Genomic DNA, 14,961 nt, shown 5'->3' on the forward strand with positions numbered 1-14,961 from the left:
GCTATCCGCTCTTCTCGGAGTTTTCTTCGAAGGTCTTTTTCCAGGACTCGAAGGATGTGATCTCCTCGGCAGCTGCCTTGTACCTGGCGCTTAACTGGGGCCAGTTCCGAAGGATCTCAGCGTTCAGCCGGCCCGCTTCGGTGAGCATTGCACGCAACTTCCGCGGGTCGCGCTGGTACCAGGACGCTCCACTGCCTTCGGCGTTCGAGACAACGGCGCTGTCGTACTGCGACATCCGCCACCACTTGTTGTCCTGGTGCGCCACGAAAGCCTGCGGTCGTTCCCGGCTGGAGTCCTGCACCGGCTTGCTCAGCTGGCGGACAATTGTCTTCGCCGCCCAAGGCACCAGTGTTGCATAGGAGGGAGCCTGGAAGCCCTGCCCTTGCCGTGGTGGCTTGTCCATCCGAGCCCCCGGGAAAGCATCAGGGTCAGTCTTGAACTGGGAATCGGGGAAGTCCTTAGACATTTCCCGGATGTCGGTGAGCTTGGTTGGGAGCACCTCGTGGAGCTGCTCCGGTCCCTTCAGGATGTCCTGGAGAGCCATGATCCTGCCTCGCGCCGTGTAGTACTGCATGGAGATCAGGTGCTTGATGTCCATGTACCCGGATTCGCGTACCACGCGTCCGCCATGCTCGTACGGGCTGTGGATTAGCGCGGCGATCATCCGGTTGCGGGTGTGGAAGTAGGCCTGCCAGCCCACCAGGTCATCCTTGTCGATCCATGACACATGCCACACCGCTGAACCAGGCATGGACACCGTCGGGTAACCGGCGGCCTTGGCACGCAGGCCGTACTCGGCGTCGTCCCACTTGATGAACACTGGCAGCGAGAGGCCAATGTCGCGGATGACTGTTGTCGGGATCAGGCACATCCACCAGCCGTTGTAGTCCACATCCACCCGACGATGGAGCCAGGGCGTATGACGGAGGTTGGAGCGAACAAAGTCGTGACCCAGTACCTGGCCAGCCACCGGCTGGTCAGGTTGGAAGCGCCACGGGTTCACTGTCTCTCCAAAAGTGTGGAGGACGGTTCGGTTGTATAGATCGAACATGTGCCCCCCGACGATGGTCGGGGTTTTGCAGTGATCCGCGAAGGTCAGCAGTCTGGCAATGCTCTCTGGCTCGATCACCACGTCGTCGTCGAGCAGCAGAGCGTAGTCGCTACCGTTCTCCACCGCCTCGTACATGCCGCGAGCAAAGCCGCCTGAGCCGCCCAGGTTGGCCTGGTTGATGATCCGTAGTTTCCCCCGGAGCGCTGCCTTCACTTCGGCGAAACCAGGCTGATCTGCCACCTTCTGGGTCCCCTGGTCGACTACCAGGATTTCCTTGAGGGGTGCTAGCGCCTCGGGGTGGTCTGCCAGGATCGAAAGGTTATTGAGGCAGAAATCAGGTTTGTTTAGGGTGGTGATCTCAAGGGTGATCGAGCCCTGGGCCTCGACTGAATGCGGTGCCTGCCACTCGGCTTCGTCCAGGACCAAGCTGCCGGACCCAGCCACGAGGTCAAACCAATACCAGCCACCGTCGCCGAACGGGGCGAGGGACAGATCGAACGTCGTCACTGACGAGTCGGTGACCCGCTTGGTTTCCACGTGCTGAAGGGAACCGCGGGCGTTGGATTTGTAGACGCTGATTCCGCCGTCGCCGGTAGTGGCGACGCTGAGTCGTACCGACTGGACTGTGGTCCAGCGGCGCCAATAGCTGGCGGGGAAGGCGTTGAAGTAGGTGCCGAAGGAGACCCGCTCGCCTGACCTCACCAATGTTGAGCGGCGGGACTTGAAGTCCTCGGCGTGAATTTCTTTCGCATCGCCGCTGCGCGCCGATCCGCCGCCCTGGGGGGACACACTGCCGTCCATGGTGTTGAGCTGCACGCTGAGCGCACTTCCCGTATCCATGTAGAGCGAGGCCGTATCCAGGTCACTCTGGTTGGGCAGGACGACGCGCTGCAGGGTTTGCCAGCGGGGTTCCCCGGCGTCGTCGGTGGTTGTGATGACGGCATCGCTCATGCGTCTACCCCTCCGCTTTCGAGCTTGGTGCCGCCCGTGAAGTACGGCTTGAGCTTGTTGTCGTACATGGACAGCGCTGAGCTGATTGCCATGTGCATGTCAAGGTACTTGTAGGTACCCAGCCGGCCGCCGAACAACACCGATTTCTCACCCTTGGCGAGGTCGCGGTAGGCGCTCAGCTTGGCGCGGTCATCGCTGGTGTTCACTGGGTAGTACGGCTCGTCGTCTTTCTGCGCAAACCGGGAGAACTCGCGCATGATGACAGTCGCGTCCTTGGTGTAATCCCGCTCGGGGTGGAAATGGCGGAACTCATGGATCCGGGTGTAGGCGATGTCTTCGTCTGGGTAGTTCATCACTGAGCAGCCCTGGAAGTCTTCGATCGGAAGAACTTCTTCCTCCAAGTCGATGGTTCGCCACGACAGGTCGCCTTCGGCGTAGTCGAAGTAACGGTCGACCGGCCCGGTATAGATCACTGGAACCTGGCCCAGGGTGGCTGCCCGGGAGAACTCGTGATTGTCATCGAAGAAGTCGGTGTTGAGCTGCACATGGATGTTGGGATGGTCTGCCATCCGTTCGATCCAGGCCGTGTACCCGTCTACGGGCAGGCCCTCGTACTTGTCGTTGAAGTACCGGTTGTCATAGGTGTAGCGGACCGGGAGCCGCGAGATGATCTCCGCGGGTAGGTCCCGGGGATCGGTCTGCCACTGTTTGCCTGTGTAGTGCTTGATGAACGCCTCGTAGAGCGGCCGACCGATGAGCTGGATGCCCTTGTCGTTCAAGTTCTGCGGGTCGGTCCCCGCCAGTTCCCCGGCCTGCTCTTGAATCAGCGCCCGGGCCTCGGCTGGCCCGTAGGAGGACCTGAAGAATTGGTTGATCGTGCCCAGGTTGATGGGCATTGGGTAGACCTCGCCCTGATGGCTCGAGTACACCTTGTGCACATAGTTGGTGAACTCGGTGAACCGGCTCACGTAGTCCCAGACACGTTCGTTGGAGGTGTGGAACAGGTGCGCCCCGTACCGATGGACCTCGATGCCGGTTTGCGCTTCTTTCTCGCTGTAGGCATTACCGCCAATGTGGTGGCGACGGTCAATGACCGCTACCTTCAGGCCGAGCTCGGTGGCCGCCCGTTCAGCAATGGTCAGGCCGAAAAAGCCCGACCCTACGACAACGAGGTCAACGTTCACAAACACTCCTGAATTGTTGGGGGCAGCGCCGACTACTCAGCGCTCTGCCTGCACAAGATTACCGGAGAATCGGGTTGCGCCTTGTATTTGGGCCACTGGGCAACAGCTAAAGTGGAACCCATGCGTATCCTTAGCGTCGTTGGCGCACGCCCACAGTTCGTCAAGCTCGCCCCCATTGCCGCAGCAATGAAAGGCCAGGTTGAGCACATCATCGTTCATACTGGCCAGCACTACGACTCCCTGATGTCGGATGTGTTTTTTCAGGACCTGGCCATTCCCGCCCCTGACTACAACTTGGGTGTGGGATCGGGCAAGCATGGCAAACAGACCGGGGCGATGCTCGCCGGGCTTGAGGAGATTTTCGAGCAGGAACGCCCTGACATGGTGCTCGTCTATGGAGACACCAACTCAACTCTTGCAGCAGCCCTCGCGGCTGTGAAGCTGCACATTCCGGTGGCACATCTTGAGGCGGGTCTCCGCTCGTTTAACCGCCGGATGCCGGAGGAACACAACCGGGTGCTGACTGACCACGCCTCCGACCTCCTGCTGGCTCCCACCGAAACAGCTATGGCCCATCTTGCCACTGAGGGATTGGCATCGAAGAGCGTGCTCGTTGGCGATGTGATGACTGATGTCCTGTTCAAGACCCGTGATTCACTGGTTTCGCAGAACGAGCAGCTACCGACCGGGATGGTCAGTGGCGGTTACTACGTGAGCACCATTCATCGACCGGACAATACAGACGATCTTGGCCGACTCCAGCAGATCGTCACGTCCCTGTCTCAGCTCGACAAGCCGGTACTGCTGCTGGCTCACCCACGCCTGGTGGATCTCGCGGCGCGCCATGGCATCGAGCTGGAAACCGGATCCATCCGCGTGGGCCAGCCGCTAGCTTACCCCGGACTGATCAATGCGGTGATGAACAGTGCTGGCGTAATTACCGACTCGGGCGGCCTGCAGAAGGAAGCCTTCCTGCTGCGGGTGCCGTGCACAACCATCCGCCCAGAGACTGAGTGGGTGGAGACAGTCGAGCTGGGCTGGAACGTACTGGTGTCCGACGATCTGAGCGTCCTGGCAGAGATGGTGCAGCGCCCTCAGCCGTCCCCGACCTCTGCCGCACCTTACGGCGAAGGCGACGCAGCACTTGAGGTAGTGCGCGCCCTACTGGTCAGGTAGCTGACGCAGGACCACTGCCGCGGCGCGTTGACCTGTAAGGCGCAGCGAGGCATTGTCTTCGACCCACGCTGAGCGCGCTGCCCTGCCGTCATCGCTCTGACGCAGCACACGGATCATCTTCTCGGCGACTGCTTCAGCAGAAAACTCCGAGGCGAGCCCGAGCCCGTTGTCGGCAACCATGCTTGCGCAGTCACCCCCGCCGGCGTAGATCACAGGTGTTCCGCAGGCTGCCGCCGCATAGATCTTGGTAGGTTTGGCGAAGTCATATCCCTGGTCCGGCACGATACTGACCACTGCGGCTGTCGCACCGCGGATCCATCGCGCGGCTACCGCAGGCTGAACCACTCCCCCGAAGGTAGCCCTGCCGGGCGCGACGTCGTCCGCTAGCTGGCGTAGTTCGGTCTCGGCAGATCCTTGACCAAAGAAGTGAAGCTGAACTGCAGGGAATTCCTTGGCGACCAGCGCAATCGCTTCGATAAAGATGCCGGCACCCTGCCATTCCGACATCGTTCCGGTGTAGACGAAGTATGGGTATTCGACCGGGGCTGAATCACCGTCGCGGGTGAATACTGTCGTATCTACCCCGTTGTTGACAACTGTCAGACGCTGCGGATCCACTTCGAAGGCAGCAATCTGGTCGGCTACCCCGTCGGAGATGGCGATCACGGTGCTGGCTTTCCGCAGGGCGTGCCCTTCCAGGAACCGCATACAACCAATCACCCACCGGGGCGCCTGGATTGCGACGAGGGCATCCGTCCAGACGTCGGCCGCATAGTAAACATAAGGCCGACGGCGCAGCACCGAGCTAAGCGCTACCATCACACCTGTGGTGGGGGGCGGCTCCGAGACGACGACGTCGGCCCTCGACAGCAGGAGCCTAAAGAACAGAGGAACGTCGAAGGACATGTACTGCACATAGCCCCGGACGTTGCCGCCAGCGTCGCGTAGCACCGGCCACCGTGAAACATCGGGGCGCCGTGCGGTGCCCGGTGTCTCTTTCGGCGGCTGGGTCGTCAGCACGCGGACTGATGCTCCGGCCTCGCGTAGGCCGCTGACAAGAGCCTCAAGACGGAAGGCTGCGGCACCTACCTCGGGGGGATACAGGCGGGTGGCTACCAAAACCCTCGGCTTCACGCAGTGAGGCTTATCATGGACATTTTGGTGGCCGATTCGATGATGGCCTCTGCTACACGGAGGGTGTTGAGTCCTTCGCGCATGGTGACGATGTTGTTGGAGGTGCCCAGCACGGCGTCCCTGAAGGCCTCGTGTTCGGATCTGAGGGGTTCGCGTTTGGTCAGGGCGAGGCGGGTGATGTTGCCTTCGGAGACTCCCCTGAAGTTGGAAACGGCTTCCCACTCGGTGTTGATGGTGCCGTTTTCGAAGAACGTCAGGTCGGCTGTGAGGGTATCAGCGACGAACGCTCCCTTTTCCCCCGTGACCACGGTGAGGCGTTCCTTCATCGGGGAGAGCCAGTTCACCAGGTGGGAGGTGATCACGCCGTTTTCCAACTGGCACGACGCGGTGACCATGTCCTCGTGCGGGCGACCGGATCGGGTGCTGGTCAGCGCGGAGACTGATGCGAAGGGTGACTGCGCGAGCCAGGCGGTCAGATCAATGTCGTGGGTGCCGAGGTCCTTCACGACGCCGACATCGGCGATGCGGGACGGGAACGGGCCCTGACGGCGGGTAGCGATCTGGTAGACCTCCCCCAGGTCGCCGTTCTCAATCCTGGCCCGCAGTGACTGCAACGCAGGGTTGAACCGCTCGATGTGGCCGACCGCTCCGACCAGATTGCGCTCTTCAAACGCGTCCACGAGGCGTTGCCCGCCGTCGATGGTCGACGCGATGGGCTTCTCGACCATGGTGTGGATGCCCGCGGCCGCCAACGCCAACCCGACTTCCTCATGGAGACCAGTCGGGACCGCGCACACAGCCATGTCGATGCCCTGGTTGATGAGCTCTTCGACCGAACCGCAGACCGGCAGGGACCCGGCGACACCATGCGGGTCGCCGAACGCATCAGCGACAGCGACGAGTTCGAGGCCTTCAACTTCCCGGATCACCCGGGCGTGATGGCGTCCCATCATGCCGAGCCCGATCAAACCGACTTTCAGATCAACCATGCTCAGGCTCCTGCCGTGGTCAACGCGTTGACCGCTTCAACGATGCGTTCCAGGTCTTCCTGGTCCAGCGACGGGTGCACCGGCAGGGATAGCACTTCCTGGGCCGCGATCTCCGTGTTGGGCAGGTCCTCTTCACGCATGAAGGACGGCAGACGGTGGTTCGGGATCGGGTAATACACTCCCGAACCGATCTGGTAGTCCTCCTTCAACGCGGAGGCTAGCTTGTCCCGGGCAGCAGCGCCGCCATCGACCCGCACCGTGTACTGGTGGTAGACGTGCTCGGCTCCCGGAGCCACGGCAGGGGTGCCGACCCCGGTGAGATTCGCATCCAGGAACGCGGCATTAGCTTTGCGCTGGGCCGTCCAACCCATCACCTTGGTCAACTGGACCCGCCCGATTGCAGCATGCAGGTTGGTCATCCGGGCGTTGAAGCCCACCAGCTCGTTCTCATACTGGCGTTCCATCCCCTGGTTACGCAGCAACCTCAGGTTCCGTTCGATGGTCGCGTCGCCGGTGGACACCATGCCACCCTCGCCCGAGGTCATGTTTTTCGTCGGATACAGCGAGAACATCGCGAAGTCCCCGAACGTGCCCACTTTCCGGCCGTCCAGGCCCGCACCATGAGCCTGCGCCGCGTCTTCGAACAAACCGATTGAATGCTTATCGGCCAGGGCCCGGAACTGAACGATGTTTGCGGGGTGCCCGTACAGGTGCACCGGCATGATGCCCTTGGTGCGGTCGGTGATCAACGACTCCACGTGGGCAATGTCCAGGCAGTAATGATCCAGTTCAATATCAGCGAAGACCGGTGTCGCACCGGTCAGGGCCACCGAGTTGGCGGTCGCGGCGAATGTGAAGGACGGCACAATCACCTCATCCCCCGGGCCCACCCCCGCAGCCAACAATCCCAGGTGCAGCCCGGACGTCCCGGAATTCACTGCCACAGCCGCCCGACCGTCTAACAGGACGTCGGAGAACTCGGTCTCGAAGGACGCCACCTCGGCGCCCTGCGCGAGCATCCCTGAAAGCAGTACCGCATCCACCGCTGCCCGCTCGTCGTCCCCTACAATCGGCTTCGCTGCCGGAATGAACCCTTTACTCATGCCTCTACCCCTACTGGTTTCAGTATTGAACTCGCTGTTGAACCCGCTGCTGTTGAACCCACTGCCGCTGTGGTTTCTTCGTACTTTTCTCCGGTGGCCGGGCACACCCAGGTACCCGCCTCGTTGCGCAGCGGGTGGCCGGCCTTACCGACCCAGCCAACCCGTTTCGCCGGGACCCCCACCATCAGGGCATATGCCGGAACATCCTTGGTCACGACGGCGCCTGCGGCCACAGTGGCCCACTCACCGATCGTCACCGGTGCCACACAGACGGCGCGGGCGCCAATCGACGCGCCGTCGCCGATGGTGACGCCGACCGGTGTCCAATCGTGGGCGCTCTTGAGTTCACCATCCGGCGACACCGACCGCGGATATGTGTCATTGGTCAGCACCACCGCCGGGCCGATGAACACCCCATGACCCAACGACGCCGGCTCGTAGACGAGCGCGTAGTTCTGGATTTTCGAATTCGCGCCAACCTGGACACCGGTTCCGATATACGCGCCCCGGCCCACGATGCAGTTCTCCCCCAGGACCGCGTCCTCACGTACCTGCGCCAGGTGCCACACCTTGGTGCCCTCACCGAGGGTGGCCTGGGCGGACACATCAGCGCCGTCAGCTATGAAACTCATCGAGTCCTTCTTCCGTTATGAAGCGCGTGTCGCAAAGGATCAGGCCTTGCCGATGACCCGGTACAGCACACCGTCCCAGTGCTCAGCCGAACTCACCCGACGCCCATCAATGAATGCCTTCACCCCAGGAAGATCAGCCGGACCCAACGACGCATACGACTTGTGGTTGGCCTGCACCACGGCGGCATCGATCGGCTCACCCAGGTGGTACGCCTCGAAACCCAGACGCTCAAGTTCCTCATCCGTGTACATCGGATCATGCACCAACGCGGTAGCTCCACGGGCCTTGAGCGCATCAACGGCAGCGAACACCCCGGAAAACGCTGTCTCCTTCACTTCACCGCGGTACGCGGCGCCAAGCACCACCACCCGTGCACCCTGAAGGTCGCCATACGCGCCCTCCAGAAGCCCAATCGTGTAATCCGGCATACCAGCATTAGTCTCACGCGCGGCACGGACCACCGTCGCGTCAGGGTCATTCCACAGATACAACCGCGGATACACCGGAATGCAGTGACCGCCCACCGCGATACCTGGCTGATGGATGTGGCTATACGGCTGCGAGTTCGACGCATCGATCACCTGATAAATATCAATCCCGGTCGTCGCCGCGAACCGGGCAAACTGATTGGCCAACCCGATATTCACATCCCGGTACGTGGTCTCAGCCAGCTTCGACAGCTCCGACGCTTCAGCGGAACCCAAATCCCAGACGCCATTCCCCCGAGGCAGATCGGGACGGTCATCAAAGTCAAGGACAGCCTCATAAAACTCAACAGCCGTCGCCGCGCCGGCCGGGGACAACCCACCCACCAGCTTCGGGTACTTCCTCAAATCCTCGAACACCCGACCAGTCAGCACCCGCTCTGGGGAGAACACCAAATGGAAATCCACGCCCTCGACCAAACCTGAACCAGCCTCAAGCATCGGCTTCCACCGCGTCCGGGTCGTACCCACCGGAAGAGTCGTCTCAAACGACACCAACGTGCCAGGCGTCAAATGCTTCGCCAGCTCATTCGTCGCCGCATCCATCCAACCGAAATCAGGCTTCGCATCCTCATCAACGAACAACGGGACCACCAACACCACAGCATCAGCACCAGGCACCGCATCCGCGTAATCAGTGGTAGCCCGCAACTTCCCCGCCGGAACCAGCTCCGAAAGCTTCTCCTGCAAATGGGCTTCGCCCGGGAACGGCTCAACCGCCTGGTTCACCAACCCAACTACCTGAGCGTTCACATCCACGCCGACCACCTCGTGGCCCTTGGACGCGAACTGCACGGCGAGCGGAAGCCCGATTTTCCCAAGCGCAATAACAGCAATCTTCACGAAACAATGACCTTCTCTAGTGGCAGGTAAAGAACATGTCCAGCCGGACCCAGTAGTCAAGCCTATAGGCACACAGGGAAAAACGCCTGATCTGCGTTTGTCCACTTTTCGCCTCGGCAGGCCGCCCGGCCTGCCCTGGGCCGATAGCGTCGGTGACAGAAATCGTTGGATTCCGCCGAAGGTCCGGGCCTATGCTGCTTCACCTCACACTGGTTTGGGCGCCCTGCCCTTCGGCGCCACCACAAGGCAGGACGATTGAGCTGGTCGTTGACACCTCGCTGATTAGGTCGGCCCTGGCGCTCCGAGATGCTCTGTTCGCTGGTTACAACACTGGTGCGTGCACCGTCGCGGGTCAGTCGCTGGAGGATCTGAGTCTCGGCGTGGCACCCCTGGTGACTGGGGCGGTGGTCGTGGCAGGCGGCACGGTCCCCTGCCCGGACCGGCCCCGGGGCGGAACATTACCGCCACACCTGGTCTTTGTCGTCTGTTCCGGACCGGATGCTGGCCAGCTGGTAGGGCTAACCCGCGGTACGTACTCGGTCGGACGCTCGGGAACTGACATTGTCCTTGACGATCCTGAAGTGTCGCGGGTCCACGCGCTGCTGACCGTCGAACGGAATCGTGTCCTGCTGCGGGACGTCTCCTCAGGCAATGGGACCTGGGTTGATGATTCGCTGGTAAGTGAAGCTACTGTCTCGGTCACATCCAGGATCAGACTAGGGGGTAGCCGTTGCCGTCTCTCACTGGTAGATCAGCCCCCGCCGGGCGAGCCGGTTCCCCATCTTTCAGAGCCCCTCGAGGTAGCGCGCCCGAGCTCTGTCACCGCAAACCCGGCGATGGTGGCTGCCGCCCTCGTTCCGCTCGCTCTGGGAATCGGTTTAGCCCTGACCACCGGGATGTGGCTTTTTCTGGGCTTCAGCGTGTTGTCGGCCGGGGTCGGCTTGGCTCCGCTGGTGGCGCGCCGCCGTGCACGCCGTGGTTTCGCTGCCGCCCTAGCCCGGGCAGCCGAGGAGGACCGAGATCGACGGCGGGCCGTGTGCGACGTCGGCTGGCTGGCCTTACAGGCCGTCGCATCAACCTGTCCCGATCAGGCAGTTCGCCGCGGAATGGACGGAATCCCGGTTTTCGTCAGGATTGGGGAGGGGACCCAGCACGCGAACCTGGTGGTCAAGCCGGCAGGCGGATTTTGGGCTCCTCCGCTTTTGACTGATGTTCCGGTGGTTATTGAACTAGCTTCGAATGGAACAGCATTTCCTGTGCCGGAGATCAGCATTTCGGGGTCCGGACTCCACCTGCTGGGACTGGCTCGATCTCTGCTGCTTCAGCTAAGCCATTCGCCCGGTGCCGCGATCTGTGTTGGAACCGACGTTGAACTGCCGGTGGATGCACGCTTTCTTCCTGGGATTGTGCTGGCTGATACGGACACGGCGCTCGCCGAACTTTCCCGGGCCGACTTCCCGGTACCGGTGTTGTTGTTCGGATCGAGTGCCCTCTGGAATCCGCCGAGGGGACGGTTGGCTGCGATTTTCAGGTTTGGGGTCGGCCCTGGGGAGGAGTTACCCCCGGGGCCGGACGGGTCTGGGATGCGCATTGATCTTCGCTGCGGTCAAGCCGATCTGCTGGCCGAAGGATATCCGAGCAGTTTCCGCCCGGATCTGGTGGGTAACCGGTCGTTCGGCAGGCTTGCCCGCGCGCGGGCGATCCGGGGGTTCGCTGATTGTCCTGCGGCAGTGGCTGGTATCGGCCAAGAGTTCCCAATCCCGTTTGGCCGGACCAGCCTCGCCCTTCTCGTACCGACCGCACCTGAGCAGGTGATCCGCACCTGGGCCAGGCCCGGGCCGGGCCTCGCCGCACCGATTGGCCCCAGCGCTGCGGGCGCACTGATCTTTGACCTGGTCTCGGACGGACCACACTTGCTCATTGCGGGGACTACGGGGTCGGGAAAATCAGAGCTCCTCAGATCCCTGGTTCTTTCCATTGCGCTCCACCACAGTCCCAGTGACGTGAACTTTCTCCTCATTGACTTCAAGGGTGGTGCCGCGCTGCGGATACTCTCCGACCTGCCGCATGCCGTGGGCCTGCTGACCGATCTGTCGGCGGCCGCAGTGGCGCGGGCCCTCAAGTCCTTGCTGGCAGAGATCAGGCGACGGGAGCAACTCTTCGCACGGTATCTCGTCGGTGATATCCGCGAGTGGCCGGACCCCGACAGACCAGTGCTCCCCCGCCTGGTTCTGGTCATCGATGAGTTTCGAATGCTCGTGGAAGATGTTCCCGGTGCGATGGGGGATTTGATGCGCGTTGCCACCCTCGGGCGGTCGCTGGGCATTCACCTGATCATGGCAACCCAACGCCCTCAAGGTGCCCTGTCGCCGGATATCAGGGCCAACGTGACCGCCACCATGGCGCTCCGGGTCGGATCAGCGCTTGAGTCTCACGATCTCATCGGATCCACGGCGGCAGCCACCATCCCAGTGGATGCACCCGGACGAGCCCTTCTAAAAGTGGGATCCGGGAACCCGATCGAATTTCAGACTGCATCAACGGGAGCGCCCGGAAACGAGGGTGCGACCGGCGCTGGAGTTGTCGCCCTGGCCAGCTACCTCCGGCAGCCAGAGGCCGCAAGCCCCACCCCGGTGCAGGGCCAGCGGACGGTGATTCCCACACCCATAGCTCCCGAGCTGGCCACACGGCTGGTGACTGTGCTGGCTGCTGCCACGGCCATGAAACCGGGCGCTCCGCTGCACTATCCGGTCCTGCCAGAGCTACCCGCAATAGTGCCACCACTTCCCGACCCGTCCAGCCCCCCGGGCACCGTCCCGTTGGGGTTGCTCGATCTACCGGAGCAGCAGTCCCAACGTCAACTCCTGTGGTCCCCTGTTGAGCAATCACATCTCGCACTGGTCGGCTACCCGCCTGGCGGGACCACCGATGCCCTGGTACACCTCGTGGATCAGCTGGTGCACCGGGTACCGGATCATCACCTGTATCTTCTGGACGGCGATGGGAGCCTCGGGTGGGCGGCCCCGGCGCCCCAGGTAGGCGCGTATGTCGGCCCGCAGGAGCTCAAGCGAGCTGCACGCGTTCTGAAGCTGATATCCGAGCAGGTCATCACCCGGCTTTCGCGTTCCCCCGGATCCGACGACGGCACTCCCCCCAACCCTGGGCTGGTTGTGGTGATTTCCGGGTGGGGCCGCTGGGCGGGAGCGCTCCGAAACAGTCGGTGGGCTTGGGCCGAAGGGCTTCTGCAGGACATTGCCCGGGACGGTCTCGCTGCTGGCACCACCCTGGTGGCTGCCGGCGGACGTGAGCTGACAACCTCCCAGTTTTTTACTCAAATTCCCAATCGATTGTATTTTCCTCTGGGCGCAGGCCGAGAAACGATTCTGACGTGGCCAGCCCATTCGCCAACGGAAGATCTACTAGGGCGCTGCCTGGCTCAGGGGCCGATCGGGACTACAGCGGGCGCCCTGGGACAGGTGGCCCTCGGACGAATAACCGGACCCGCCGTCAACCCTGCCACCGGGCCACAGCCGACGACGCAGCCCTTCCGGGTGCTGCCCATTCCCTCGGTAATCCGCGCGTCCGGCGACCTGTTCAGGGCCCCGGTTGGGGGTCCGCTGCGCGTACCAATCGGCGTCGGCGGCGACGAGCTGGGAGTGGTTTACCTTGAGCCGACGAGGGGTTCGGTGTTCCTTGTCCTGGGCAGCGCAGGTTCAGGGCGCACCACCCTCCTCCAGCGCATCGCGGCGTCGGTACCCACCGGCACGGTATGTCTGGGCCCGGGCTCGCAGGCCGAGCCGGACTCCTTCTGGAGGGACCTGGCCCTGGCCCACCGTGCCGGTGATGAGCCACCCGATGCTCTTCTCCTGATTGATGACGCCGATCGGCTCGCACCCGAGACGCACCGCCATCTCGCTGTGCTGGTCGCGGCGGGCTATCGGCTCATTCTTACGGCCCTGAACAGCCCTGCGGTCACCAGAATCCCGTTGGCAGCCCAGGCACGATCGGCACGGGCGGGAATGGTCCTTTCCCCCCGTCAACCATCTGATGGAGATTTTTTCGGCGTACGACTGGACTGTGATGATTGCCCCACCCCGGGGCGTGGGTTTCAGCTGGGCCACGGTGACCCACTTGAGGTCCAGGTTGCGCTCCCCCCTGGTTAAAGGACCTTGGGGCTGTCTGCCGTACGCGTGGTGTGGGCGACAACTGGTTTGGTGAACAGGAGCAGCACGACGGCCGCCGCCGGTAGCAACAGGGCCACACCCACAATCACGACGCCGGCTGACAGCGTGGGTATGGCGATCACGATCATGAAGAGTTGGAACACCAGCGCAGCGGATCTAGTCCAGCGGTACCCGCGGAGGAGGTTGTAGCTGACCGCCAGTAGCCAGATCGCGAGCACCACGAGGAATACCATGGTGAAGACTGCCCCGCCGAGCGAGGTGGGTGTGCTGGTGAGGAGCCCGTACAGGTACCACCCAGCGGCGGCGAGCAGTCCGAGCGCCTCCACCAACAGAATCGCAGCAATAACTTTAGCTCCGGCCGGACGAGCACCGGTGGGAAGAGGTTCGGGTGTTGCCTCGCCAGTTGCGCCCGCCATCAGGGTGTCACCCGAGGGAAAGTCGTTCGTTTTAGCTGCAATTTCTGCATAAACGTATCCATATCATCTAGTCAATCGTCTTGACGATTTCTGCACCCTAATTCTTTGGTCCAGCCGTCGAGGCTTGTGGTTTCTCAAGCCTAGTCATGATGATCCTGCCGAGCATCCGAGGTCTTGACACGGAGGCGGCCACCCGACATAGTCGAATCAAAGCGACGCATTGATTTCCGTGCCAGCTGCTAATGGCTGTGATGTATAACTCACCACATTGCACAATTTACCGCTTGTTTCCTCTTGTTTGCTTCGATTTAACGTGGCAGCCTTGAGGAAGAAGCAACCGGGGGCCGTACTGGCCCCTTTACTATGTGGCCATTCGTGAATGTTTTCACAAACACGGATCGCCGAAGGAGAAAGTGATCGTACATGGATTGGCGTAGCCGCGCTGCATGTCTGGACAAGGACCCGGAGCTGTTCTTCCCGGTCGGAAATACTGGGCCTGCCCTTCTTCAGATCGAAGAAGCCAAAAGCGTTTGCCGTCGTTGTCAGGTGGTTGACACCTGCCTTCAGTGGGCTATCGAATCGGGACAGGATGCCGGTGTTTGGGGTGGACTGAGTGAAGATGAGCGCCGCGCTCTCAAACGTCGCGCCGCCCGGGCTCGTCGCGCGTCCTAACTGCCGTCGGGGCCACGAACGCTGACCAGCATTAGGTAATAGGAACGGATCGCCACCCCGGGGGTGGCGATCCGTTCCTATTACCTAATGCTGTGGAAAATCAATGCTGTGGAGAATCACCGCTGTGATGGACTGACTGC

11 protein-coding genes are annotated in these 14,961 nt (G+C 62.1%); 3 read left to right on the forward strand and 8 right to left on the reverse strand.

Annotated elements, in window-relative coordinates; all coding sequences use genetic code 11:
- Nucleotide 1: 1 nt before the first annotated feature.
- Nucleotides 2–2,002 carry a glycosyltransferase gene (locus ACX80Z_RS01275; RefSeq protein WP_459314673.1) on the reverse strand — a complete coding sequence of 667 codons (2,001 nt, stop codon included), beginning with the start codon at nt 2,000–2,002 and terminating at the stop codon, nt 2–4.
- Nucleotides 1,999–3,186, reverse strand: a complete 1,188-nt coding sequence (gene glf / locus ACX80Z_RS01280; RefSeq protein WP_459314674.1) for a UDP-galactopyranose mutase — start codon at nt 3,184–3,186, stop codon at nt 1,999–2,001. Before glf ends, ACX80Z_RS01275 begins: the two co-directional genes overlap by 4 nt.
- A 120-nt stretch (nt 3,187–3,306) precedes the next feature.
- Between glf and wecB the strand changes: the two genes are divergently transcribed.
- A complete protein-coding gene (wecB, locus tag ACX80Z_RS01285) occupies nt 3,307–4,362 on the forward strand; it encodes a non-hydrolyzing UDP-N-acetylglucosamine 2-epimerase (protein ID WP_459314675.1) in 1,056 nt (351 codons plus the stop codon).
- Here the strand turns inward: wecB and ACX80Z_RS01290 are convergent.
- Genes ACX80Z_RS01290 through ACX80Z_RS01310 form a run of 5 tightly spaced genes read right to left on the reverse strand, consistent with a single transcriptional unit; the run spans nt 4,348 to nt 9,549 of the window.
- Entirely contained in the window at nt 4,348–5,496 is a 1,149-nt protein-coding gene (locus ACX80Z_RS01290; RefSeq protein WP_459314676.1) for a glycosyltransferase family 4 protein, read from the reverse strand. The genes wecB and ACX80Z_RS01290 overlap by 15 nt on opposite strands.
- On the reverse strand, nt 5,493–6,485 hold the full coding sequence (locus ACX80Z_RS01295; RefSeq protein ID WP_459314677.1) for a Gfo/Idh/MocA family oxidoreductase: 993 nt from the start codon (nt 6,483–6,485) through the stop codon (nt 5,493–5,495). The genes ACX80Z_RS01290 and ACX80Z_RS01295 overlap by 4 nt, the downstream gene beginning before the upstream one ends.
- A 2-nt stretch (nt 6,486–6,487) precedes the next feature.
- Nucleotides 6,488–7,588, reverse strand: coding sequence for a DegT/DnrJ/EryC1/StrS family aminotransferase (locus ACX80Z_RS01300; RefSeq protein ID WP_024475677.1), 1,101 nt, complete (start codon nt 7,586–7,588; stop codon nt 6,488–6,490).
- Nucleotides 7,585–8,220 carry an acyltransferase gene (locus ACX80Z_RS01305; RefSeq protein ID WP_459304542.1) on the reverse strand — a complete coding sequence of 212 codons (636 nt, stop codon included), beginning with the start codon at nt 8,218–8,220 and terminating at the stop codon, nt 7,585–7,587. The genes ACX80Z_RS01300 and ACX80Z_RS01305 overlap by 4 nt, the downstream gene beginning before the upstream one ends.
- A gap of 39 nt (nt 8,221–8,259) precedes the next feature.
- Nucleotides 8,260–9,549 (reverse strand): nucleotide sugar dehydrogenase, encoded by a 1,290-nt coding sequence (locus ACX80Z_RS01310; RefSeq protein WP_459314678.1) that lies wholly within the window; start codon nt 9,547–9,549, stop codon nt 8,260–8,262.
- Between the two features lie 191 nt (nt 9,550–9,740).
- Here ACX80Z_RS01310 and ACX80Z_RS01315 point away from each other — a divergent pair, with 191 nt between their 5' ends.
- Nucleotides 9,741–13,712 (forward strand): FtsK/SpoIIIE domain-containing protein, encoded by a 3,972-nt coding sequence (locus ACX80Z_RS01315; RefSeq protein ID WP_459314679.1) that lies wholly within the window; start codon nt 9,741–9,743, stop codon nt 13,710–13,712.
- Here the strand turns inward: ACX80Z_RS01315 and ACX80Z_RS01320 are convergent.
- Entirely contained in the window at nt 13,709–14,149 is a 441-nt protein-coding gene (locus ACX80Z_RS01320) for a hypothetical protein (protein WP_459314680.1), read from the reverse strand. The genes ACX80Z_RS01315 and ACX80Z_RS01320 overlap by 4 nt on opposite strands.
- Before the next feature lie 423 nt (nt 14,150–14,572).
- Between ACX80Z_RS01320 and ACX80Z_RS01325 the strand changes: the two genes are divergently transcribed.
- The gene (locus ACX80Z_RS01325; RefSeq protein WP_019483052.1) at nt 14,573–14,821 is read left to right on the forward strand and encodes a WhiB family transcriptional regulator; all 249 of its coding nucleotides are present in this window, start codon (nt 14,573–14,575) and stop codon (nt 14,819–14,821) included.
- The last annotated feature ends 140 nt before the right edge of the window (nt 14,822–14,961 follow it).

The sequence above is a fragment of the Arthrobacter sp. TMT4-20 genome, from assembly GCF_054510775.1.

What these genes read in the sequence shown, in the direction of transcription:
- ACX80Z_RS01275 (WP_459314673.1), bottom strand. Translation starts at nt 2,002, where the DNA reads ATGAGCGATGCCGTCATCACAACCACCGACGACGCCGGGGAACCCCGC.
- wecB (WP_459314675.1), top strand. Translation starts at nt 3,307, where the DNA reads ATGCGTATCCTTAGCGTCGTTGGCGCACGCCCACAGTTCGTCAAGCTC.
- ACX80Z_RS01295 (WP_459314677.1), bottom strand. Translation starts at nt 6,485, where the DNA reads ATGGTTGATCTGAAAGTCGGTTTGATCGGGCTCGGCATGATGGGACGC.
- ACX80Z_RS01300 (WP_024475677.1), bottom strand. Translation starts at nt 7,588, where the DNA reads ATGAGTAAAGGGTTCATTCCGGCAGCGAAGCCGATTGTAGGGGACGAC.
- ACX80Z_RS01305 (WP_459304542.1), bottom strand. Translation starts at nt 8,220, where the DNA reads ATGAGTTTCATAGCTGACGGCGCTGATGTGTCCGCCCAGGCCACCCTC.
- ACX80Z_RS01315 (WP_459314679.1), top strand. Translation starts at nt 9,741, where the DNA reads ATGCTGCTTCACCTCACACTGGTTTGGGCGCCCTGCCCTTCGGCGCCA.
- ACX80Z_RS01320 (WP_459314680.1), bottom strand. Translation starts at nt 14,149, where the DNA reads ATGGCGGGCGCAACTGGCGAGGCAACACCCGAACCTCTTCCCACCGGT.
- ACX80Z_RS01325 (WP_019483052.1), top strand. Translation starts at nt 14,573, where the DNA reads ATGGATTGGCGTAGCCGCGCTGCATGTCTGGACAAGGACCCGGAGCTG.